The 22974-nt window shown below is 54.9% G+C and carries 22 protein-coding genes and 1 tRNA gene; 16 read left to right on the top strand and 7 right to left on the bottom strand.

Annotated elements, in window-relative coordinates:
- Nucleotides 1-55 precede the first annotated feature (55 nt).
- Genes ACT3RP_RS16395 through ACT3RP_RS16385 form a run of 3 tightly spaced genes read left to right on the top strand, consistent with a single transcriptional unit; the run spans nt 56 to nt 3596 of the window.
- Nucleotides 56-979, top strand: coding sequence for an ABC transporter permease (locus tag ACT3RP_RS16395; RefSeq protein ID WP_096276391.1), 924 nt, complete (start codon nt 56-58; stop codon nt 977-979).
- Nucleotides 980-981: 2 nt separating this feature from the next.
- The gene (locus tag ACT3RP_RS16390) at nt 982-1836 is read left to right on the top strand and encodes an ABC transporter permease (RefSeq protein ID WP_441686398.1); all 855 of its coding nucleotides are present in this window, start codon (nt 982-984) and stop codon (nt 1834-1836) included.
- A complete protein-coding gene (locus ACT3RP_RS16385; RefSeq protein ID WP_483394174.1) occupies nt 1833-3596 on the top strand; it encodes a M14 family metallopeptidase in 1764 nt (587 codons plus the stop codon). Before ACT3RP_RS16390 ends, ACT3RP_RS16385 begins: the two co-directional genes overlap by 4 nt.
- Before the next feature lie 78 nt (nt 3597-3674).
- Here ACT3RP_RS16385 and ACT3RP_RS16380 read toward each other — a convergent pair whose 3' ends face one another.
- Nucleotides 3675-4721: a YrzE family protein gene (locus ACT3RP_RS16380; RefSeq protein WP_444625779.1), complete on the bottom strand. Its 1047-nt coding sequence runs from the start codon at nt 4719-4721 to the stop codon at nt 3675-3677.
- A gap of 321 nt (nt 4722-5042) precedes the next feature.
- On the opposite strand from ACT3RP_RS16380, the gene ACT3RP_RS16375 reads away from it, so the two are divergent.
- Entirely contained in the window at nt 5043-5825 is a 783-nt protein-coding gene (locus tag ACT3RP_RS16375; RefSeq protein ID WP_441686392.1) for a TSUP family transporter, read from the top strand.
- A gap of 21 nt (nt 5826-5846) precedes the next feature.
- Here the strand turns inward: ACT3RP_RS16375 and ACT3RP_RS16370 are convergent, their stop codons facing one another.
- The 3 genes from ACT3RP_RS16370 to ispB all read right to left on the bottom strand — a co-directional run bounded on the left by ACT3RP_RS16370 (nt 5847) and on the right by ispB (nt 8394).
- A complete protein-coding gene (locus ACT3RP_RS16370) occupies nt 5847-6992 on the bottom strand; it encodes an MFS transporter (protein WP_444672370.1) in 1146 nt (381 codons plus the stop codon).
- A 230-nt stretch (nt 6993-7222) separates the two neighbouring features.
- Nucleotides 7223-7299, bottom strand: a tRNA-Pro gene (locus ACT3RP_RS16365).
- A gap of 90 nt (nt 7300-7389) precedes the next feature.
- Nucleotides 7390-8394 (bottom strand): octaprenyl diphosphate synthase, encoded by a 1005-nt coding sequence (gene ispB, locus ACT3RP_RS16360; protein ID WP_483394173.1) that lies wholly within the window; start codon nt 8392-8394, stop codon nt 7390-7392.
- A 327-nt stretch (nt 8395-8721) separates the two neighbouring features.
- Here ispB and rplU point away from each other — a divergent pair, with 327 nt between their 5' ends.
- From rplU to proB, 4 genes are all read left to right on the top strand, one after another.
- A complete protein-coding gene (gene rplU, locus ACT3RP_RS16355; protein WP_235041063.1) occupies nt 8722-9033 on the top strand; it encodes a 50S ribosomal protein L21 in 312 nt (103 codons plus the stop codon).
- Between the two features lie 29 nt (nt 9034-9062).
- The gene (gene rpmA, locus ACT3RP_RS16350; RefSeq protein ID WP_096276340.1) at nt 9063-9320 is read left to right on the top strand and encodes a 50S ribosomal protein L27; all 258 of its coding nucleotides are present in this window, start codon (nt 9063-9065) and stop codon (nt 9318-9320) included.
- 171 nt (nt 9321-9491) lie between these two features.
- Nucleotides 9492-10679 (top strand): Obg family GTPase CgtA, encoded by a 1188-nt coding sequence (cgtA, locus tag ACT3RP_RS16345; RefSeq protein ID WP_441686386.1) that lies wholly within the window; start codon nt 9492-9494, stop codon nt 10677-10679.
- 98 nt (nt 10680-10777) lie between these two features.
- Nucleotides 10778-11917 carry a glutamate 5-kinase gene (gene proB, locus ACT3RP_RS16340; protein ID WP_483394172.1) on the top strand — a complete coding sequence of 380 codons (1140 nt, stop codon included), beginning with the start codon at nt 10778-10780 and terminating at the stop codon, nt 11915-11917.
- On the opposite strand, the gene ACT3RP_RS16335 is transcribed toward proB, so the two are convergent.
- Nucleotides 11912-12919 (bottom strand): DUF1853 family protein, encoded by a 1008-nt coding sequence (locus ACT3RP_RS16335; protein ID WP_444625783.1) that lies wholly within the window; start codon nt 12917-12919, stop codon nt 11912-11914. The genes proB and ACT3RP_RS16335 overlap by 6 nt on opposite strands.
- A gap of 147 nt (nt 12920-13066) precedes the next feature.
- Nucleotides 13067-13543, bottom strand: coding sequence for a PepSY domain-containing protein (locus tag ACT3RP_RS16330; RefSeq protein WP_441686380.1), 477 nt, complete (start codon nt 13541-13543; stop codon nt 13067-13069).
- A 148-nt stretch (nt 13544-13691) separates the two neighbouring features.
- On the opposite strand from ACT3RP_RS16330, the gene ACT3RP_RS16325 reads away from it, so the two are divergent.
- The 8 genes from ACT3RP_RS16325 (at nt 13692) to ACT3RP_RS16290 (ending at nt 21123) form a co-directional block, all read left to right on the top strand.
- A complete protein-coding gene (locus tag ACT3RP_RS16325; protein ID WP_441672895.1) occupies nt 13692-14060 on the top strand; it encodes a PepSY domain-containing protein in 369 nt (122 codons plus the stop codon).
- 30 nt (nt 14061-14090) lie between these two features.
- On the top strand, nt 14091-14765 hold the full coding sequence (locus tag ACT3RP_RS16320; RefSeq protein WP_096276329.1) for a response regulator transcription factor: 675 nt from the start codon (nt 14091-14093) through the stop codon (nt 14763-14765).
- Entirely contained in the window at nt 14762-16141 is a 1380-nt protein-coding gene (locus ACT3RP_RS16315; protein WP_483394171.1) for an ATP-binding protein, read from the top strand. Before ACT3RP_RS16320 ends, ACT3RP_RS16315 begins: the two co-directional genes overlap by 4 nt.
- Before the next feature lie 15 nt (nt 16142-16156).
- On the top strand, nt 16157-18088 hold the full coding sequence (locus tag ACT3RP_RS16310) for a metallophosphoesterase family protein (RefSeq protein WP_483394170.1): 1932 nt from the start codon (nt 16157-16159) through the stop codon (nt 18086-18088).
- Between the two features lie 162 nt (nt 18089-18250).
- Nucleotides 18251-18880 (top strand): histidine phosphatase family protein, encoded by a 630-nt coding sequence (locus ACT3RP_RS16305; RefSeq protein WP_444625786.1) that lies wholly within the window; start codon nt 18251-18253, stop codon nt 18878-18880.
- 67 nt (nt 18881-18947) lie between these two features.
- Nucleotides 18948-19460 carry a C40 family peptidase gene (locus ACT3RP_RS16300; protein WP_483394169.1) on the top strand — a complete coding sequence of 171 codons (513 nt, stop codon included), beginning with the start codon at nt 18948-18950 and terminating at the stop codon, nt 19458-19460.
- A 236-nt stretch (nt 19461-19696) separates the two neighbouring features.
- Nucleotides 19697-20275: a putative antibiotic biosynthesis monooxygenase gene (locus ACT3RP_RS16295; RefSeq protein WP_441686844.1), complete on the top strand. Its 579-nt coding sequence runs from the start codon at nt 19697-19699 to the stop codon at nt 20273-20275.
- Between the two features lie 176 nt (nt 20276-20451).
- Nucleotides 20452-21123 (top strand): glutathione S-transferase family protein, encoded by a 672-nt coding sequence (locus tag ACT3RP_RS16290; protein ID WP_441686843.1) that lies wholly within the window; start codon nt 20452-20454, stop codon nt 21121-21123.
- 43 nt (nt 21124-21166) lie between these two features.
- Here the strand turns inward: ACT3RP_RS16290 and nhaD are convergent, their stop codons facing one another.
- Complete coding sequence (gene nhaD / locus ACT3RP_RS16285) at nt 21167-22645, bottom strand: sodium:proton antiporter NhaD (RefSeq protein WP_483394168.1); 1479 nt, start codon at nt 22643-22645, stop codon at nt 21167-21169.
- Nucleotides 22646-22974: the final 329 nt, after the last annotated feature.

Below are 22974 nucleotides of genomic sequence, written 5' to 3'. Positions count from 1 at the left end.
TGACAGCAGGCACTTCATCTAACGGCGATACGCGCTTAAGAGCAAAGAGGTCATAGTGGCAAAGTTTCTTTTATATCGAATACTGCAGGCTATTTTCGTGGTGATTGCCGTTACGCTAATCGTGTCTTTTGCGATTCGGCTTACCGGCGACCCAGCAGTGATGCTAGCGCAGGGCGCGGGCAGTATTACCGAGGCAGATCTGGTAAAAATTCGTGAAGCGTTAGGCTTGAATCAATCATTCCTGGCGCAGTATCTGGAGTTCTTGCGTGGCTTATTAGTGGGCGATTTTGGCCGCAGCTTTATGGGTGGCACCCCGGTAAGTGACCTCATTGGGCGTGCCTTACCTGCGACCCTCGCGTTAGCCTTCGTTTCACTGCTGTTGTCTATTGTGATCTCTATTCCGTTAGGCATTAAAGCGGCAGTATCGCGAGGCAAGTGGCCGGATCAAATGATTAGGATTTTTTCCCTGATAGGGCTCTCTTTTCCTAACTTTTGGCTAGCTATCATGCTTGTGCTGCTCTTCTCGATTACCTTCAATCTATTGCCGCCCAGTGGTATGGAGGGAATCGCTAGCTTTATTATGCCTGCTGCCACAATGGCGATCATTCTGACCGCTACTAACGTACGCCTAGTGCGAACGACCATGCTGGATACGCTGCGGTCGCAATACATTATGGTGGCGCGTGCCAAAGGGCTTTCTAATAACGTGGTGCTCTACAAGCATGCGCTACGCAACTGCTCTATCCCGCTGATTACTTATTTCGGTTTGCAGTTTGGCGGGCTGCTGGGCGGTATTGTCGTGGTCGAGCGAGTCTTTAACTGGCCGGGGCTGGGCACGCTAGCTTTCGAAGCGGTGTCGTCGCGTGACTATCCCGTCTTGCAGGGCGTAATTACGGTGCTCTCGTTAATGATCATCTCTATCAATCTGATCGTTGATATCGCTTATGGCTTGGTCGACCCTAGGGTACGTAAGGAATAACCATGATGGCTGCTCTCAAAACCGATAAATTAAAACGTTTTAAAAACCTAGAGTTTATTCTCGGTGTGCTGCTATTTGGTGGTATTGGCCTGGCGGTTATTTTCTCTGGCTGGTTGTTTCCGGGCGGCGGCTCGGAGTTAAATTTAGCCTATCGCTTAACGCCGCCGTTAACAGAAGCTGGCTTTCCCTTCGGCACGGACCCGCTAGGTCGGGATGTACTGGCTCGGGTCATTATCGGCGGAGAAATCTCGCTGAAAGTCGGGGTGTACTCTGCACTTGGTGCGGTAGTTATCGGCATTATTATGGGCTTAATATCCGGCTACTACGGCGGATTTGTAGACATGATTGTCATGCGCTTTGCCGATGTACAGCTCGCGCTGCCTTTCATTCTATTGGCGATTACCTTTATTGCGGTGATTGGTGGTGGCCTGACCAACATGATCATCTTGCTGATTATTTCCCAGTGGGTGCAGTACGCGCGCCTAGTTCGGGGGTCGGTGCTTTCGCTACGAGATCGCGAGTTTATCCTGGCGGCCAAAGCGATCGGGGTAAAAGATATCCGCATTCTCTTCCAACATCTGCTGCCCAATTTGATTGGCCCCGTCATCGTGCTGATGACCCTTAACGTGGCGAATAACATTTTGTTGGAAAGCAGCCTGACCTTTTTAGGGCTAGGCGTAGACCCCGTCATTCCTAGCTGGGGCGGCATGTTGGCAGAAGGGCGCACTTATCTGCAAACGGCGTGGTGGGTTAGCGTGTTTCCTGGCCTAGCTATTTTGTTAACCGTGCTAGGGCTTAACTTGCTCGGCGACTGGCTGCGCGATGCGCTTGATCCCACCGGACGTACCTCGTTATGAATAGGCCCAATAGCACCCAGGTAACGACGCTACTTGAGCGCTCTTTTCCCCGCACCACGCGTGCCTTGCTGGAAACATACGCCACGCCCGCCTATCAAGGATATCGCCTAGAGGCCTGGGTGTTTGATGACGAAGCCGAGCGTCAACGTACGCAGGCTGCTTTCAAAGCGGCCGGGGTCAGCGCTTGCCTACGCAGTGCCTACAAGCCGCTAGTGCATTTCTTTTTGGAAGAGCTTAGTTGGGTGTCACTGACGTCACTGGTGATTGAGTATCCGGTGTTGGAGCCTTCGTCGCGTCGGTTTCTTCTAGAAGCTTATCCGCTTGCCGCACTGCTTCCAAAAGACGTTACGTTACGCTGGGAGGGCGTTGAGACATCGGCGACCCACTACAGCGTTAAGGTGGAACGCAGCTCAGGTAATCAGGAAACGTATCGTGTCGCCGCGCCCAACCGGTATCATCAAGATCATGTTGGCGAGGACCAGTATTCACCCTGCGGTTGGCTGCGGCTAACCTCGCCTGAGGGCGAAATGAGTGAATCGGTGATTGAGACAGACTACGAAGCGCTCTATCAGGCGGCGATGTCGACGCTAGCGTCAGCGCGGTGGCAGAACGCATCGCCGTACTTCGAAGAACTCAATTTCACGGTGCATTTGCCCAGCAGCGACCGCCGCTTGGCGTGGGACGATGAGCATATTAGCCTCAGCGAAGCGCTCCACGAAGAGCTGTATTTTTCTACTCTGGAGTATTTTCAGCGCCAGGCGGGCTTAGCATTGGGAGATCGTTCGATTCAACCGGGCCAGATTGTGCCGGAAGTGTCGACCCAGGGTGAAACTGCCTACTTGCGAGTGAGCTTACGGCCCTTGGACTCATCGCCGTCGCCACGTGCCGCCGTGGCGCTAGATACTGCTTCGCAGGCTATTGGCACAGAGCAGGTCAAGCAGACGTTGGTCGCGCTGAGCGGCCAAGCGCTGTATGCAAGTACTCGTGCGGGCAGAGCGGTAGAAGCGCGCTATGTCGTCGGCAGTGACCGTGCTGTGATGATCAGTGCTGGGCAGCATGCCAACGAAACATCGGGTGTTGTCGGGGCATTGCGTGCGGCTGAGCAGCTTGGCGCGCAACCGCAGGCACACTTTGTTATTTCTCCTTTAGAGAATCCCGACGGCTACGCTCTGCAGAATCGGCTCATCGCCACGCAGCCGCGTCATATGCATCATGCCGCGCGCTATACCGCTTTTGGTAATGATCTGCAGAGTCAGCCGCTAGGCCAACCTTTCGAACACGCTATTCGCGAACAGGCTTTTGCGGCCAGCGGTGCCGGGCTGCATGTTAATCTGCATGGCTATCCTGCTCATGAATGGACGCGACCATTAACGGGCTACGTGCCCCGTGGCTTTGAAATGTGGACGATTCCTAAGGGATTCTTTTTGATTCTTCGCCACCAGCCAGGGTGGGAAATGGCGGCGATGCAATTAGTCGAAGCCGTTACTCAGGCGCTTGCGCAAGTGCCGGGGCTTGTCGAGCTTAATGCTACGCAAATCGCGCTGTTTGAAACCCATGCGGGCGCGCTCACGTTTCCGGTGCTGAATGGCTTTCCTTATCTCATGTCGGAAGATGCTGATCAGCTAACACCATTAATGCTGATTACCGAATATCCTGACGAGACCGTAACCGGCGATGCATTTGTGCAAGCGCATACCGCCCAAATGGCAACGGTAGTGGCGGCCTATAAAGCTTTCCAAACACTCGTATTGAACGACTAAGCACTAGCCAGCAGGCGGGATGACATTGAAGCGCCCGGCGATTGGAGTTAACCCCAATCGCCGGGCGTTTTGCTTAGCTTAAGCGATGCGGCGCTTAGTTTGCGTTTTGCTACCCGCAAAACCGGCAGCGCTGCTGATCAGTGCCGCGATAATCATGGCAATGAAGATCATCAGAGCAGAGTTGCGGATACTCTCGGTGGCGTTTTCGGCAGTTTCACGCAGCGATTGCTCTGCCTGCGCAAGTTCTTCTTGAGCCTGCTGAATGCGGGATTCTAAGCGGTCGATTTGACGCTCAAGCTCATTAATACCTGAATCAAGACGCGCCATGGACTCATCGACGAAGTTTTCAGCTTCGGGCTCGGTCATATCCGTGTTGCTTGTTAGGGCATTGACCAGTGCATCGCGATCTACGTCCTGCTGGATGTTTTCAAGCCGAGCGCGCTCTTTTTCAAGCAGCTCATTGAGGATGGCTTCGTACTCCATAGGGTTATTGGCAAGGCTTCTAACGGCTGTTTGAATATCGCCGACGGCATCTTGCGCTTGGTTACGTAGGTGCTCTGGCTGCAGTGACTCAGCGCCGGTGTCGCGCAGTATCTGGTTAACCTGATTACGAATGTTCTGGTCATCCAACGGTGAGTCAGTGCCTGGGTCGAAGTCGAAATTCTCGCTCAGCTGTTCGCCAAGTGACGATGTTGCACTGCCGATGCCTTGCGCAACGCTCCCCGTCACCTGCCCGGCGCCTGATAAAATCGAGCCAATAGCGCTAGCACCACTCGATGCTACTTGACCAGCAGCGAAGCCAATCAGCGCTAAAGACAGAATGGTTGCGGTTGCCCAGCTCAAAAATCCGTGTATGAAGCCGTTACTATTGGCCAAGCGGCCAGCCACAAAACCACCTGCGGCAAAGCTTACAATCAAGAAAATGGCAGAAGAAATGCCAAAGGCAGTACCCAGCCCATCAAAGGGGTTGTCGGACATCGGGTCAATCACGCTAGAGCCGATCGCCGTCCCAAGAAGTGACAGCAGAGCAGAAAGGGCGAGGACGGTCACAACACCAGCAATGACGCTTCCCCATGACACGCGGTCGATTGACTCGCGAAACGATCCAATAGTGGTCTCTGGCATGGTCTACTCCTTTTATCGAGCACTTACTAAGGTGCCCTTCAGCAAGTCGGCACTGGTGGGCAGCGACCTGTCGTCCGTTGAAATAAGCCGTATTCGTGGTTGGTCGTATTGACGCCCTCATACATTTTCAAGATAGCAAAGGATGTGACGATAAGAGTTGTTATTTTTGTTTTGTTTTCTTTAATCTTTAAAGGGCTGAGGATTGAACTGCTTTATGACCTGAGAAGGTACACGCAAGGCCTCTTGGACAACGCTGGAAAGCCACTCTTTTTGCGTGCGCTGGGCGATTACTTTCACTTATAAAGACCAGTAAGCGAGCCAATGACCGATTTATTCTGGTACCAGTATCTTCTTATCGGGTTGATTTTCGCCTGGAGCGGCTTTGTGAGAACCAGCCTGGGTTTTGGCGGTGCGGTGCTGGCGCTACCATTTTTGCTGTTAGTGGTGAACGAGCCACTCGTCTTTCTGCCGATTATCGCTATTCATCTGATGATTTTTTCCAGCTGGATTGCATGGAGCGGGCATCGCCAACTGCAAAAAGAAGGGCTGGGGGCTCCAATTGCAGAGAGCAATATTGACTGGGGCTATCTTTTCAAAGCCTTGAAAATCATGATCATCCCTAAGCTTATTGGCGTGATAGGGCTGCTGACGCTGCCCGCTCAGGTCATGACCAGTATTATTTTTGGCATTGTTTTCATTTATGCCATTGGCTACGTACTCAACAGACCGTTCAAGAGTAAAAATAAATACGTTGATTACGTACTGCTGGCGCTCGGTGGGTACGTCAGCGGCACCTCGTTGATTGGTGCACCGCTGATTGTGGCGGTGTTCGCCACGCATGTGGCCAAAGAGCAGCTGCGGGATACCATGTTTGTGCTGTGGTTTATCCTGGTAGTCATCAAGATGGTCTCGTTCCTGATTGCAGGCGTAGACCTTCAGCTAATCCATCAGCTGTGGCTGCTGCCCTGCGCTTTTCTTGGCCATCTTCTGGGCGAGAAGGCCCACCGCTATATGCTTAAAGCGGATACGGGCCTATTCTTTCGCATTCTGGGTGGGGTATTACTGCTGGTTAGCGTGGTGGGGCTGGTTCATCCGCCAGCGTAACGTGGGCTAAAGCGCCGCAGCCTAAAGCTGGCTGTCGGCGCGTAAATAGGTGTTGCTCAGTATCAGCAGCGCGGCTGCTAATAGGCAGCAAAGCACCGCCATGGCGGTGTAAACATTGCGCAAGGAGTCGAGCCAAATCAACGCGGGGGCGACCACGACCGGCGACACAAACTGCCCGAAAAAGAAGGTCGAGGTAAAGCCGCCAAACACTCGGCCGCGCACCCGTTGAGGCGTAATGCGCATTAGCCAGGTGGTGGTGTTGGGCATAAAAGCGCCCAGCCCCAGGCCGGAAATAGCCGCACCGACGATCGCCATGGCATAGCTTGTGGTTAATCCCACCACCAAAAATCCGGCGGCTGCCAGCAAGAAACCTAAGATATAAATCGTCATGACCGATAGGAAGGGCTTGTAGTAACCATAACCAAAGGCAACGATACTGGCCGTAAGAGCGGCCATGGAAAGCGCAATACCGATCAGCAAACCGCTGATTTCGCCTGACTGAGAAAGCAAAAAGGGAAGTTGCGCGGGAAACATGTAAAACATCATCATACTTATCATGGCGATAAAATAAGCCAGCCCGGTACGCCAATAATCCACGGTAACAGGCGCATCGCTTACGCCACTGCTGGTGATGCCAGTGTTTTTGGGCTCCTGAAGTACTGCCAATGCGTACGGCAGCAGCAGAACGCCGGTTAGATAAAGTAAAAACGGTCCGCGCCAGCTCCAATCGGAAAGTATTCCCCCCAGATTAATGAAAACTACTCCGCCCAGCGCCATACAGCTACTTTGCAGCCCCAGAAAGCGCATGCGCTCGTGGCCATCGAAATAATCGCCCACCAGCGTGGTGCTGATACTGAGAATGCCTGCCACCGCTATGCCCATTAAGGCCCGTGAGCTTAATAGTAAATCCACGCGATCGATAAAAAAGCCCGCCACCCCTGCAAAACCATAGATAAACAGCATCATCAGCAGCAGTTTCTTGCGCCCAAACCGATCGGCCAGATAGCCCATGAGCGGGCTAAACAGTGTAATCATCAGCGCAGGAATAGTCAGAATTAGCTGGATCAACACCTGAGGCTGGTCAGGAAAATGCCGGCTGATACCCGGTAGCGCCGGCGCAATGATTGCGCCCGACATCACCGTCATGGTGCTGGCAAACAGCAGCACGGCTTTAATATGCGTTAATGAGCTAATAGTCGGTTTCCACATCAAGAGAGAGGGAGAAGTGTTTAGAGCGAAGGCTACAATCTTAACATGTTTATTAGCAGGCTAGTTATCACCTGGGGTGAGCCCGGCATCAAGGCCTAAAGGCTAGCCGTTATGTCTGGAGGCCCAACGATTATCCAAAAAAAACGGCCATCGCTTGATAAGCGAAATGGCCGTTTCTAGTAATTCTATGGTCGGAATAGCAGGATTCGAACCTACGACCTCTGCCTCCCGAAGGCAGCGCTCTACCAAGCTGAGCTATATTCCGAAAGCTGCCGAGCACTGCTCAACAGCGGGAGTGGATAATACTTATTCAAGGTCATTTTTTCAAGCCCTTGATAGCGTGATCGAGCAGTTTTTATGCTTTACGATCAACGGCTAAACGGGCTAGCTGCGCCATGCTGTCGCGATAAGCACTGGGCGGTAGAGCGTCCAGTTGCTCAAGGGCTTTGTCGGCCATTTCTTCGGCGCGCTGGCGGGTGTAGTCGAGTGCGCCGGTGGCATGAACAATTTCCAGTACGGCGTCTAGCTGCTCAAGCCCGCCTTGGCGAATCACCTGGCGAATGAGTTTGGCCTGCTCTGGGGTGCCTTGCTCCATGGCGTGAATCAGCGGCAGCGTCGGCTTGCCTTCGGCCAGGTCGTCGCCAACGTTCTTGCCCATGGCGTCAGCGTCGCCCTGATAATCCAGCAGGTCATCAATCAGCTGAAACGCGAGGCCTAGATAGCGGCCATAATACTGAAGCGCGTGCTCTTGTTCGGGAGTAGCTTGGGCCAGCACGGCACCACTGTGGGAAGCCGCCTCAAACAGCATGGCGGTTTTACCCAAAATGGTCTCGAAGTAGTCCGCCTCAGAAATGCTGGGATTGCCAATGTTGGTGAGCTGCAGCACTTCTCCTTCGGCGATGATGCAGGTGGCGCCGGAGAGAATCGACATGATGCGCATGGAGCCCACGTCGACCATCATCTGAAAGGAGCGAGCATAGAGAAAGTCACCCACCAACACCGACGGCGCATTGCCCCAGGCATCGTTAGCGGTTTTCTTGCCCCGGCGCATGTGTGATTCATCAACCACGTCATCATGCAGCAGCGTCGAGGTATGCATAAACTCAATCAGCGTTGCCAACGGGATGTGTTTTTCGCCGGTGTAGTTGAGCGCGCGCGCGGCTAAAAGCGCCAATAGAGGGCGCAGGCGCTTACCGCCACTTTCAATGATGTACTGGCCGATGGTTTCGACCAGCGGCACTTTAGACGTGAGCTGCTCAATAATTGTCCGATTGACGGCTGCGAAGTCATCGGCCACCACGGCGTGCAGCGGTGAAGGCGTTGGGCTGACGGGTTGGGCTGAGGAGACGTTAGCGGTCATTGGATCCGTTCATCGCGGCAAGTGGAGGCGGTAAGTGCCGCCCGTAGTTATGTCATTCGTTAGGGTGATGCGTTGGGCTCATGCTATGGCGCTGCCTGTTGGGCGTCAAGGCGCGCTCAGCCGTGATGGCTTCTCCCAACCATTGACGAGTACAGGTAGTCTTGTGGTAAGAGGAGATAGTCGTTATAATCCGCGACCCACTCATCATGCTCCCTGTCAGATGGCTCCAGAAGGGGCGCCACTCGCAGCAGGTCGATAAGAGCGGAAGGCGATGAGCGCTGGTTACGCGGGGCGTAATTGGCATTAACGACAAGTCCGGAGAGTGACATGTACGCAATTATTAAAAGCGGTGGCAAACAGTACCGCGTTCAAGAAGGTCAGACCCTCAAGCTCGAAAAAATCGAAGTCGCTACCGGCGAAACGATTGAGTTTGATGAAGTGCTGATGGTTGCAGACGGCGATGACTTCAACATTGGCGCGCCAATGATTGGCGGCGCTAAAGTCTCTGCTGAAGTGGTTTCCCACGGCCGTGGCGATAAAGTGACGATCATCAAGTTCCGTCGCCGTAAGCACAGCATGAAGCGTCAGGGCCACCGTCAGTGGTTCACTGAAGTCAAAATTACCGGAATTTCCGCGTAAGCGGTTTGTCCCTTTAGGAGGTTTTTGCAATGGCTCATAAGAAGGCAGCTGGCTCCACGCGTAACGGTCGCGATTCCGAGTCTAAACGCTTAGGTGTGAAACTGTTCGGTGGCCAATCGGCGACTGCGGGTAACATCATCGTGCGTCAGCGCGGTACGCGCTTCCACGCTGGCACAGGCGTTGGCCTAGGCCGCGATCACACGCTGTTCGCGCTGAGCGACGGTTTTGTGAAATTTGAGACCAAAGGTCCCAAAAACCGTAAGTTCGTTAGCATCGTTTCTGCATAAGCGAAAAACGCAGCGCTAGATAGATGCTGCGTAAAAAAGCCCCGCTATGGCGGGGCTTTTTTGTCGGTTAAAACTCTTTTCGCATACGCTTTGCTACCCCGATGGTGGATAAAAGCGCCGGTGAAAAAAAGTATTGCATATTAGGGCGGCGGAAGCGGCCGGGAGAATCCAATGCAGTTCGTCGATGAAGCCTCGATTATTGTTGAGGCGGGCAAAGGCGGCAATGGCTGTCTGAGCTTTCGCCGCGAAAAATATGTGCCCAGGGGCGGCCCCGATGGGGGCGATGGCGGCCACGGTGGTAGCGTTTACCTGATTGGTGACGATGCGCTTAACACCTTGATCGACTTCAAATTCCAGCGTTTTTATAAAGCGCAAAACGGCCAGGGCGGCATGGGCCGTCAAATGAGCGGCAAGGCCGGCGAAGACCTGCACGTAAAAGTGCCGGTCGGCACCACGGTGATTGACGAAGATACCTTGGAAGTCATCGCGGATGTGACCGAGATCGGCCAGGTGGTCTTGGTTGGTGAAGGCGGTCGGCGTGGATTGGGTAACATCCACTTTAAGTCTTCGACCAACCGCGCGCCGCGTCGTACCACTACCGGTACCGACGGTGATCGCCGTAACCTGCGTTTGGAAATGAAGGTAATGGCCGATGTGGGTCTGCTGGGTATGCCTAATGCGGGCAAGTCCACGCTGATTCGCTCCGTGTCTGCCGCCAAGCCCAAGGTCGCTAACTATCCGTTCACTACGCTAGTGCCCAATTTAGGCGTGGTGAAGCTGGGCATGCACGAACACTTCGTCATGGCCGATGTGCCGGGTCTGATCGAAGGGGCTTCTGACGGTGCCGGCTTAGGGCTGCGCTTCTTGAAGCACCTGACGCGTACGCGGCTGCTGTTTCACGTCGTCGACGTAGCGCCGTTTGATGAGTCTGATCCGGTCGCGGCATCGAAGGCGATTGTGCGCGAGCTGGGGCAGTTCTCACCAGCGCTTTCTGAGCGTCCGCGCTGGCTGGTCTTGAATAAGTTTGACCTGCTGCCGGAAGACGAACGCGAAGAGCGCGCCCAGGCGATTATTCAGGCACTTAACTGGGAAGGCCCGGTGTTCCGTATCTCGGCCATCAGTAGCGATGGCACCGATAAGCTGGTTCAGGCGGCGTATCGCTGGCTGACCGAACAGCGTCGCCTTGAGCACGAAGATGAAGAAGCGCTGATTCGTGAGCAAGAAATGCGCCGTCGCATGGAAGAAGAATCGGTCGCGCGTACTGAGGCGCGTCTGGGTCGTCGGCGTAAGCGTGACGATGAAGACGACGAAGATTTCGACGACGATGATTATGATGTTGAAGTTGAATACGCCCCATAGCTTGGCAAAATAGCGTGACCTAGCTAAGGGTGTAAGATAGTAAGCTAATAAGGGCTGCGTTCGCGCGGCCCTTATTGTGTCTGATAAAGGTGGGGCGGATGGAAAGTAACGAGCAAATTCTCGGACGCAGCGCATTGAGTCGGGCGCGTCGAGTCGTGGTAAAGATCGGCAGTGCGCTACTGACTAACGATGGTCGCGGCCTGGACGAACCGGCCATCGGCAGCTGGGTGGATCAAATAGCAGCCTTGCATCAGCGCGGTGTTGAGGTGGTGCTGGTTTCCTCTGGCGCCGTGGCTGCTGGCATGGTGCGCCTTGGCTGGCAGGTGCGGCCCAGCGCGGTGCATGAGCTTCAGGCCGCTGCGGCGGTGGGTCAAAACGGACTCACCCAGTGCTATGAGCAGCATTTTGCGCGCCACAATATGCTCACGGCGCAGGTGCTGCTCACCCACGACGATCTTTCTAACCGCAAGCGCTACCTCAATGCGCTGTCGGCGCTGCGCACGTTGGTGGAAATGCGCGTGGTGCCGGTGATCAATGAAAACGATACCGTGGTCACCGATGAAATTCGTTTTGGCGATAACGATACGCTCGGAGCGCTGGTTGCAAATCTATTGGAAGCCGATGCGCTGCTGCTGTTGACCGATCAGGAAGGTCTGTTTGATGCCGACCCGCGGCATAATCCGAATGCTCAGATGATAGCCGAAGGGCGCGCCGACGACCCTCGTTTAGCGGCTGTTGCAGGCAGCGGCGGTGCGCTAGGGCGTGGTGGCATGAGTACTAAAGTGCGTGCGGCGCAGCTGGCGGCGCGCTCCGGAGCGGTCACGGTGATTGCTAGCGGGCGTCAGCCTGACGTTATCAATCGGATAATGGCGGGTGAGTCGCTGGGCACGCTGCTGCGACCTGATCAGGTGCCGATCGCGGCGCGTAAGCGTTGGCTGGCGGGGCAGCTGCAGGTGCGCGGCACGCTGGTGCTGGATGCCGGCGCGGTGAAAGTGCTGCGCGATAAAGGCTCTAGCCTATTAGCCGTTGGGGTGCGCAATGTGCAGGGCAGCTTTAAGCGTGGCGATATGGTGATATGCGTGGACGAGCAGGGCGCGTCAGTGGCCAAAGGCTTAGTGAACTACGGCGCTGATGAGGCGCACCAGCTAGCGGGGCAGCCCAGCCATCAAATTGAAGCAATCCTTGGCTATGTGGAAGCCCACGAGTTGATTCACCGCGATAATCTTGTGGTCTTATAAGCGAGCTGGCGGCGGTAAAGGCACTTGGTGCGGCCAGTCGTCAGGCACCAAAAAAACGCGCTCATAGCGCCGTTCATTCTGGTAATACAGCATGACCTGCTGGGGTGAGCGCCAAGCTTGTACTCTACCGATGACGCCGGGCAGCACTTCATCAATGGGGCGAAAAACGCTGGGTAGCGGTGGTGCCAGCCAGTGCGGTTTTTCCAGCCAGGCTATCGTGGGTACTGCAGCTGAGCTGGCGACAAACGCAGGCCAGTCGCGACAATAGCACCAGCGGCCACGGCGGTGATCCAGCGTGGCGCCCTCTGGTGGAGGCATCTCTGTGTGCCAGGGCGTTTTCCAGGGGTAGTACAGAACGCCCGGTATGGCTAGCCGTTGCGTTAACTGCTCACCCAGCGTTAGTTTAGAGGCGCCCAGGTCACGCGGTGCCAGCCAATGATTCAGGGTTGCCAACGCAGGTAGCGTTGTGGAAAGCGGCAACTGGTGGCGCTGTAAATGGGCACACTTAAGCGCTAGGCTATCTGCTCCGCCAGGGCCAATCCAGCGGCTTTGGCTACGCAACTCCCCAGGCCCTTCCGGCAAACCCAGATAGAACTTAATCGCCACCTCCAAATGTATCGGTGCCGGGTTGTCGCGAGTGCGATAAAGCATATCCAGCTCACCCAGCGTAATGCGCTGACGCGTAATGCGTACGTTGTGCGCTAGCATGCGTGTGTTGGGGGAGTGATCGAGCAACGTGTGCCAAAGGCGTTCGTGATAATGCCCCATGCGATTGGCCCGCGACCCCGTTAAAGCTGTTAGCGAAGGTGTTGGGAGTTGACGCAGCCAGGGCAACAGCGAGTTTTCCAGCCCTAGTTCTTTAAGCGTCGGGCGGCCTGCGCAGGGAATCGGTGGCGCCATCTCAATAAGGTCCGGCGTGGCGGCTAGCCAGGCTAAATCACGCAGCGCCGCGGTGGGTAGCGTGTCGCCGGGGGCTTGGCCATCAATGTCGTCATTTTGCACGGCGTTCTCCTCAGTCTGCGGCTATATTCGCTTCCTGCTGAGGCCATTATGACGCTTGGCTATTGCTGGGGCTATAACGCAGCGGGCTCCCTTGAAGGGAGCCCGCAGGGCGGCTTAAAACACCGCTAGTAGAGATGATGCGATAGATTAGTCGCGATCAATCTCGCTGACTTGATCAGCGCCTTGGCGTACGCTGATTTCCAGCTCACGGCCATTTTCGTCACGGCCTTCAACATCGATCATGCCGCTTTTATCCATGTCGAGGTCTTCAAACTCCACCATGCCTTCCTGGCTGGCAACATTCAGCGCTTGGCGAATATCGTCTTCGCTCATACCCCAGGCACCGGTGACTAGGCGCTCGCGTTGCTCTTGCAGCGTTTCGCCGTCATCTAGTGAGAAATCAATATCGGCATACCACTCATCGTCCAACCAGCCTTCTACTTCCACACGGCCACGGTTTTTAATGCTAATTTCTTCGTAATGGGTGAAACCGTAGTCGCTTGCGTGGGTCAATACGTCATCAATACGATCCATTGGCAGTGAATCAGCCTGAGCACTGCCAGCCGCAGCGGCAAGTAGTAGGGCAGAGGTCGGGATCAGCAGCATTTTTTTCATGGTGTTCATAGCAAATTCCTTCTTTACGTGACGAATCATTTACGTGAATCAATGGCACTCAGCCAATGCGACAGGGAATTTATACCACTGGGATACTTTCCTTAAGCTGACAAAACCGTTCATCTAACGTTCATGTTGTCTTAGGCATTCTGGCACTATGAGTAATGTCGTACGTCACCTTATAACGCCACTAGGCCGCTTCCAAAAAAGCGCTTGCCGCAGTGTTGCCAGTTTAGCCTTAGCGCTATTACTGGTCAGTAGTGCAGTGGGCGATCAGCCCTGGGAATCTCTGCATGGCGAGGTGAATCGTGGTGAAGTGGTGCCGCTGGACACTATTTTAGATTGGCTTGAAGCTCACTATATTGGTGAGGTGCTCGAAGTTGAGGTGGAGCGTGAGCGCGGGTTTGTAGAGTATGAAATTAAGCTGCTCGGACCCCAAGGCCAGATCGTTGAATTTGAATTTGACGGCCAAAGCGGTGAGCTAATGTCTATTGAAGGTGTGCGCATTAACGATATGCGCCGTTAGCTTTTTTATATAAGAAAAGGGTAGTCAGTCATGAAGTGTTTGCTGGTAGAAGACGACCACGCGCTCGCCCGCGAGCTAAGTCAGGCGCTGCGCGACGGCGACTGGCTTGTAGAGCATGCGGCCACGGGCCAAGATGCCGATTTCTTGGTGCGCACGGAAGCTTATGACACGCTCATTTTGGATGTAGGCTTGCCCGACGGTGACGGTACTCGCTGGCTAGCGGCTTGGCGCGAAGATGGTATTGACCTGCCCGTGCTCATTCTTACCGCCCGTGAGCGCTGGGCCGATAAAGCGGCAGGCTTTACCGCAGGTGCCGATGACTATGTCACTAAGCCTTTTGAACCGGCGGAAGTGCTTTTTCGCCTGCGCGCCCTGGTTCGCCGCAGCCACGGGCATGCACACCCGATATTGAAAGCCGGCGAGCTCAGCTTAGATACGCATACGCAGCACGTCGCATTGGCGGGGCGTCCGGTGGGATTAACCGCCCAAGAGACGCGCCTGCTCGGCTACTTAATGCATGCCGCACCGCGCGTGGTGAGTCGTACCGAGCTTTCAGAGCACGTATACGACCGTGACCATGAGCCGGACTCTAACGTGATCGACGTGCAGGTCAGCCGCCTGCGCCGTAAGTTGGGCAGCTGGCGCATTGCCACGCTGCGGGGGCAGGGGTATCGGCTCTTGGAAGAAGAGCCCGCCAGCGAATGAGTCACCCCCGTTCTGCGTGGCGTAATCAATGGAAAAAGCGTTGGGCCGGGCGTTCCATCGGCGTGCGGCTACTATTGGCGGTGCTGCTGATGGTGGGGCTGGCCCTTCCTGTTGCCGGTACGCTGCTTTCTCATCATTACCATTTATCAGCGACCCAGGCCTTTGATGAGCGCCTGGAGGCCACGCTCAATGTGATCATTGCCGGCGTCACCTATGACCGCACCACCCAGCAGCTTGTCCACGATCGGGCGCTGGGTGACCCACGGTTTGATAACGTTTACTCCGGCTGGTACTGGCAAATAACCGATGCTGGCCAGCATACGTTGGCTTCCCGCTCGCTGTGGGATCAACGCCTGCCGGTTATTGCCAATGACACTCTCAGCGCGCGCTCATTGTCAGGCCCGCGCGGGCAATCGCTGCGCGTTGTTGAGCGTGATATCTATTTAGCGCCTTTGGAAAGACCCCTGCATATCAGCGTTGCCGCGCGAGACGATGTATTAGCTGCGGATATTCGCGAATTCCAACGTCTTCTTTGGGGCGGTTTGGCGGGCCTAGGCATTTTGCTATTAGGCGTTTTGGCGCTGCAAGTTCGCTGGGGGTTAGCGCCGCTGCGGCGTATGCGTGCCAACCTGCATGAGGTAGAGCAGGGGCATGCAGAGCAGCTGGACACCCGCTTGCCCGACGAGCTGGCGACCCTGGCCGCCTCAATGAATGCGGTGCTGGCGCGGGACCAACGCTTAATTGAGCGCGGGCGTCACACGGCCGGTAATCTGGCCCACGCGCTGAAAACACCGCTGAGTGTGATGCGTCTACAGCTTCGCCAGCTGCCGGAAGACAGCCGTGCTGCCTGGGACGTGGAGTTAACGCGCTTAGACAGCGCGGTACGCCATCATTTAGCGCGTGCATCGGCGGCGGGCGAGGGCGCTCGCTTTGCCCCCATTGATCTGCATGCCACGTTAGCGCCGCTGCTAACCGGGCTGGCCAAGCTTGGCCAGCGTCGCGGCATTACGCTGCGCCAAACATGGCAGCGTGACGTGAACGTGCATATGGATGGGCAAGATATTCAGGAGCTGGTAGGTAACTTAATGGATAATGCGCTGCGCTGGGCGCACAGCGATGTTCAGCTGCAGGTCCAGGTTAACGAACAACAGCTCACTATTATCGTGAGTGATAATGGCCCCGGCATGTCTGACGCGCAGTGCCAGCAGGCGGTGCAGCGAGGAAAGCGTCTGGATGAGCAGCGCTCTGGCAGTGGTTTGGGGCTGGCTATCGTCACCGACCTTGTCGCTTTGTACAACGGCCATATGCAGCTTTCCCGCGCCAGCGAAGGCGGCTTAAACGTAGAAGTTGGGCTGCCCGTGGTGGCGAACGGATAACGGAGATTTCATTGGATGCATGGCACGGATACGCTGCCCGATATTTTAGTGGGTCCTTTATTACGGCGCATCAGCACGACCCGGCTAGTAATGTGGATTGTCGCCACTCGGCCACTGACCATGACGCTGGTGCTACGGCCTGGCCAGCATGACGCCGAGTCCATTGGTTTGGCGCACCACCATCAGTGCGTTGCCATCGGTAAGCGCGCTTTTATCCATCTGATTGATATTGAACTTGATACGCCACTGCCTTGCGACGAGCGTATCGAATACGACCTGCAGATTGAAACGATGCAGGGTAGCGTGCAGTCGTTGCCTGAGTGGGCGCCCTGGCTGCGCTATGAAGGCGCCGATTACCCTGCCTTTGTAATTGCCTCGCGCCATCATCGGCTGATGCATGGCTCTTGCCGTAAGCCACATCACGATAGCCCCGATGGTTTGGTGCGTGCCGACAGCTGGCTTGCCGATCAGCAGGCAGCGCCTACCGAGTGGCCTGCCTGGCTACTGATGACCGGTGATCAAGTCTACGCCGATGACGTTGCTGGGCCGATGCTGCGCGCCGTACATGCGTTGATTGAACGCCTAGGATTAGTCGACGAACAGTTAGAAGGCGCCACGGTAGACGATAGCCAAGCGCTGTACGACTCGCCTGACAGCTATTATTGCCGCGCAGCGCTGCTGCCGGATTTCACCAGTAACGCCGCGCTGCGCGAGCGCTTTTTCGGCGGTGTCAAAAAGCCGGTGTTTACGTCAGCCAATGCCCACAACCATTTAATGACGCTGGCGGAAATGCTCGCCATGTACTGTTTGGTGTGGTCGCCGGTGGCCTGGCAAGTGATTGCTCCCACGCCGCCCGCATTAGATGAAAAAGATGCCGAGCTTTATCGCCAAGAGCAGAAGGTGATCGATACCTTTGTTGAGGGCTTGCCCCAGTGTGCGCGGCTGATGGCGCACTTGCCGAGCCTGATGATCTTTGATGATCACGACGTAACCGATGACTGGAACCTTACCGCTGACTGGGAGCAAACCGCCTACGGCCATCCGTTCTCTAAGCGCATTATCGGTAATGCCCTGGTCGCGTATTCGCTCTGCCAAGCATGGGGTAATGATCCGGATAAGCTCAATCCATTAATTCACCATGCCGCTACGCTGCTGGGCGATGGCCGCGAGGTGCTCGCGCGTGCTGAGCAAGATGGATTCATTGAGCGGTTGCTGCGTTTTCAGGGCTGGGAGTTTCAAATCCCCGGTACGCCTGCGCTTATTGTGCTCGACACCCGCACCCGCCGTTGGCGCAGTGAGCGCAGCCCCAAGCGGCCTTCTGGTCTCATGGATTGGGAAGCGCTGATGGAAATGCAGCAGGCACTCATGGGCGCTAAAAGCGCGGTGATTATTTCGCCTGCGCCGATGTTTGGCGTCAAATTAATTGAAAGCATTCAAAAGCTATTTACCGCCGTGGGTAAGCCGTTAGTGGTGGATGCTGAGAACTGGATGGCGCACCGAGGCGCTGCTAACGCGCTGCTGCAAATTTGGCAGCACTCTAAAACGCCGGGCAATTACGTGATTCTTTCTGGCGATGTGCACTACTCGTTTGTCTACGACATTGTCGTGCGCCATCAGCGGCGCGCTCCTCACCTGTGGCAGATTACTTCAAGCGGGATCAAAAACACTTTTCCCAAGAATCTTCTCAATACCTTTGATCGACTGAACCGCTGGATGTATGCCCCGTGGTCGCCGCTTAACTGGTTTACGAAGCGCCGCAAACTCAGCGTTCATCCCCGTGACCCTGACCGGGCGAGTGCCGGGGAGCGGCTTTGGAACGCCAGCGGCATTGGTTTAGTCACACTCGACGAGAAAGGCTACCCAACGGATATCCGCCAGCTCGATGTGAGCGGTAGCGATGTGGTGTTCCCGCCGCCCGAGCGCCTCAAGCAAAAAGGCGGGCGTTAATCGTTGGTGAGTGGGTCTTGCCGCGATGGCGCCACCCGTTTGCTAAAGCGTCATTAAGTCGTCATAGAAGTGCCCCGCTGTTGTCATCTGAAGGGAGCAGGATACCGCTATCTGCTGACTACATTTAAGCGCGCTGATGCGTTAAAAAACCAGGGGCCTAAAATGCGTTTTTCTGATGCAACCGCTACCACCATTGATTTGTTACGTCATGGTGAGCCGGTGGGTGGGCGTATGCTGCGGGGCTCAACTGACCATCCTCTGAGTGACGCAGGATGGCAGCAGGTGAAGGATGCGGTCATGCGCCATACGGTCGAAGGCCATTTACCTTACGATGCGATTGTCACTTCGCCGCTGATGCGCTGCCGTGAGTTTGCCCTGTGGCTAGGCGAAGAGTTTGATCTCCCTGTGCAGGTGGAAGATGATCTCGCCGAGCTACACTTGGGGCAGTGGGAAGGTAGAACTTATGCAGAGGTAACCGCCGTAGAAGGCACCGCACGAATGAGTGCGTTTTGGCATAATCCGGCCGAGGTCGCGCCCCCTGATGGCGAAACTCTGCAAGCATTTGATGCCCGGCTCGCTGAGGTATGGCAGCGGCTACTTCTCCAGCCGCCCGGTCAGCATGTGCTGGTCGTGGCCCATCTGTTTGTCTGCAACGGCCTGCTGCGACAGGTTCTTGAACAGCCGCTTTCGCGAGTGCTGGCGATGGATCTGCCCTATGCGGCGATGAGCCGAGTGCGCCATGAACGCCATGCGCTTGGCGACACCAGCTTTATTGAGTGGATAGGGCGTTAAGCATTGTTGGCGGCTAGGCATGCTTTACGCCATTATGAGGGCAGTTAGCTTACCGGAGCGCCTGTCCATGTCATTGGTTCGCCTGTCGTCTTTACCTTATGCGGTTATATCGCGCAGCGGATGGTGGCTGCCCTGCCTATTCATGCTTGTGTTGGCGGGCTGTGCCAGCCGCGAGCTGACGCCGATAGATGCACTACCCGACCGCGCCGGTATTTCTATGGAGCGTGCGCTCATTCTTTCCCATGCCCAGCAAGCCATTGGCACGCCGTACCGCTTCGGAGGCAATACGCCAGAAGGTCTAGACTGCTCGGGGCAGGTGGAAATGACCTATCGAGCGGCGGGCATTCGTGTACCGCGCACCGCCAATGAACAGTTTCAAGCCTTGCCAAAGGCCGATGCCCCGCGCCCCGGCGACCTGCTTTTCTTTGGTGAGCGCCGCAAAGCGACCCATGTCGGTATCTATCGTGGCAACGGCCAAATGATTCATGCGCCCGGTAATGGTCGTCGCGTGGTGAGCGTGCCGTTAGAAATCGATTACTGGCAGGCGCGCTTTTTAGGTGCCGCCAGCCCTGCCCCTTAAGTAACCGTGCTCTCTACCGATATATTGCTTTGCAGCGCCTCATAGGTGAGCGCTCCAAGCGAAGCCCATTCGTGTGGGGCATACCTTTCTCATCCGCAGTAGGTTTTTGCGTTTCTGGCATAACATGGCATCAACATTGCTTGTATAATGTGTCCATTGGACTTTCAGGCTTATCCGCTTGAAAGCAAACAGCCTGCCTACCCGGCCTGCGCTGTCAGCACATCAGGAGATATACCATGTCTGCCTCACCTGTCACATTGATGGTGGCTCGGCGCGTTGAGCACGGCCGCTATTTCGATTTTAATCGTTGGCTTAACGAGGGGCGGGAGCTAGCGGCTGATTTTGCTGGCTATCTTGGCTCTGGCGTATTGGCACCACCGGTTGACGATGATGAATATCAGATCATATTTCGCTTTAGCAGTAGTGAGACTTTAGCAGCCTGGGAGCATTCCGCTTCACGCCATGCTTGGCTCGAACGCGGGGCAGGGCTCTATGAGGCGCCCCATGAACATCGCGCCACGGGGCTGGATACTTGGTTTCAAACTAGCGTTAGCAGCATTCCTCCGCGCTGGAAACAGGCGGTGGCCGTCTGGCTGGCGTTTTTCCCTATCTCACTGCTGTTTCAGTGGTTATTTGGCGGCGTATTAGCCGAGTGGGCACTAGTGCCGCGGGTAGTAGTGAGCACCTTAATGCTAACGCCTGTCATGGTTTTTGTGTTTATTCCACTCTCTATGCGCCTATTAGCGCCCTGGCTGCAGGGTAAATGGTCACCGCTAGATATGCTGGCGCGCTGGCGCCAAACGTCTCGATCATAATCATGCTTGGCAGCACTGAGATGATGCTAGTCTTGGCCCATAGGTTCTATGTAAGCTGACCTTGATAATCGTGGTTTCAAGCAATAGGCGCAATGTACTAGTAGAAATGTACTGGCAGAAAAGGATCGCTGTCGCTGGTGCAATGCGTGCGGCTAACTCAGTCCCAAGGAGCTTTTATGATTCATGTCCACCATCTGGAAAAATCGCGTTCTCATCGCATTCTGTGGCTACTCGAAGCCCTTGAGCTGGACTACGAACTGGTTGTTTACCAGCGTGATGAGAAAACGCAGCAGGCGCCAGCATCGCTGAAAAAAATTCATCCGCTGGGCAAGTCGCCGGTGATTACGGATGGTGATCTGACCGTGGCCGAGTCGGGGGCTATCATCGATTATCTGCTGCAACGCTATGGGCAAGGCCGGCTACAGCCTGCCCAGGAAGATATGCATGCGTGGGTAGATTATCGGTACTGGCTGCATTATGCCGAAGGCTCGCTGATGCCGCTGCTGGTGATGCAGCTTGTGTTTGGACAGATACCTAAACAGTCGCCGTGGCTGATAAAGCCGCTAGCGAAAGGCATTAGCGATACGGTGAGTAAGCGCTTCTTAGCGCCTCAAATTAAGCAGCATCTTAGCGTTATTAACGAACACTTATCTGCGCACGGTAATTTTGCCGGGCCGTGGCCGAGCGGTGCCGATATTCAAATGAGCTTCCCGCTGCAGGCAGTTGCTGCCGTTCAGTCGCTGGAGAAATATCCGGCCATTGCCGCCTTTGTGTCGCGTATTGAACAAGACGCTGCGTGGCAGCGGGTGATAGCGCGAGCCGGCCCGCTCACGATGCCGGGCCAGTGATTCGCCGTCATGGGCTTAATGTCGCTTGGGCCGCTAGCCTGAGTTAATTGAAAAGCGCAAAGCTATCAGCATTGATCCACATGTGGACCAGGATGCTAGCGATATAGCCGAGCAGAATCACCGGCGACCAGCGTAAATGCCCCATAAACGTATATGACCCACGTGCCTGCCCCATCACTGCCACGCCGGCCGCTGAGCCAATCGACAGCAGGCTGCCGCCAACCCCCGCGGTTAAGGTGATGAGCAGCCATTGGCCGTGGGACATGTCGGGATCCATGGTCAGCACGGCAAACATTACCGGAATGTTGTCGATCACCGCGGAGACAACGCCTAGCGTAATGTTTGCCGCGGTAGGATTCCAGCCGGTATATAGCGCTTCTGACAGCAGGCCGAGATAGCCCATAAAGCCTAGCCCGCCCACGCACATGACGACCCCATAGAAGAATAGGAGCGTGTCCCACTCGGCGCGCGCCACGCGATTAAAAACATCGAAGGGAACCACGCTACCCAACTGCGCCAACTTACGGTTATCGCCTTCCCGGCTGTAAATCTCACGTTTGCGCTTTAGTGAACGAGGCAAGCTACGGCGCAGGTAATAGCCAAAGAATTGCAAATAGCCCAGGCCTGTCATCATGCCCAGTACGGGCGGCAGGTGAAGCACTACATGGCAGAGTACCGCGGTGATAATGGTCAATAAAAACAGCGCCACGATGCGTCGCGCACCGCGCTTCATCCAGACGTCTTCATGAACGCTGGCGGGCTTCTCATCCTTGATAAATAGACTCATGATGGCGGCGGGGATCAAGAAGTTGACCAACGCCGGAATAAAGAGAATGAAGAAATCTTGAAACGCGACCATGCCTGCCTGCCACACCATTAGCGTGGTTATATCGCCAAAAGGGCTAAAGGCGCCGCCTGCATTGGCGGCAATCACAATATTGATACATGCCATGTTAATAAAGCGCTGATCTCCTTCGGCAACTTTCGTCACGACGGCGCACATGAGTAAAGCGGTGGTAAGGTTATCGGCAACGGGAGATAGCACGAAGGCAAGGCCGCCCGTTAGCCAAAAAAGTGTGCGGTAGTTGAAGCCTTTGCGCAGCATCCATGACCGCAGCGCGTCGAACACGTGACGCTCTTCCATCGCATTGATATACGTCATCGCAACCAGTAAGAATAGCATCAGCTCGGTGAACTCTAACAACGTCATTCTAAACGCGTATTCTGATGCCTCAGACATGCCATTTTGGACATACACCCAGCCGATAAGCCCCCAAATAATGCCGGCGGCTACTAGTACGGGTTTTGACTTGCGCATATGAATCTTTTCTTCTGCCATGACTAACGCATAGGCCAAGACAAAAATAGCGACGGCAAAAAAGCCCACGAGTGAGGTGGTTAAATTTAATTCGCCGGTGACGGCAAAAACGCTAGGACTGATGAATAACAGTAAGGCTGCTAATAAAAAAAGCCAGCGACGATGTAATCGTGGCTGGCAAGAGTGTTTGCTCAACGTAGACATGTGAGGTCTGTCCCATGGTTAAGTTATTAGAAATTGTTTAAAAGGGATTCCATGTTATCAGCCTGTGTTGCGGCGCAATACGTTATAAAAACGAATGAAGATCGTCGTTATTAAAAGAATCAGATCTTTTTTTAGTAAATTAATCTTTTAGGTAATGGCAACTTTAGAAATAATGATTCTGGAAGTTAATTCATTATCTTATCAATATGATACTAAGTGTTAATAGTGAAGCTGATTAAATTTTATTTTTAGATGCTTTTGTTAACGTCGCTAGTGTCGTTTTTAAAATGCAGCGTGCAGAAATGGATGAAGTGGTTTGATGGCCGGTG

This window comes from Halomonas sp. AOP5-B2-8, from assembly GCF_052376475.1.
Lineage (GTDB): Bacteria > Pseudomonadota > Gammaproteobacteria > Pseudomonadales > Halomonadaceae > Vreelandella > Vreelandella casei.
The sequence above is the reverse complement of the archived record's forward strand: the minus strand, read 5'-3'. Positions and strand labels throughout refer to the sequence as shown.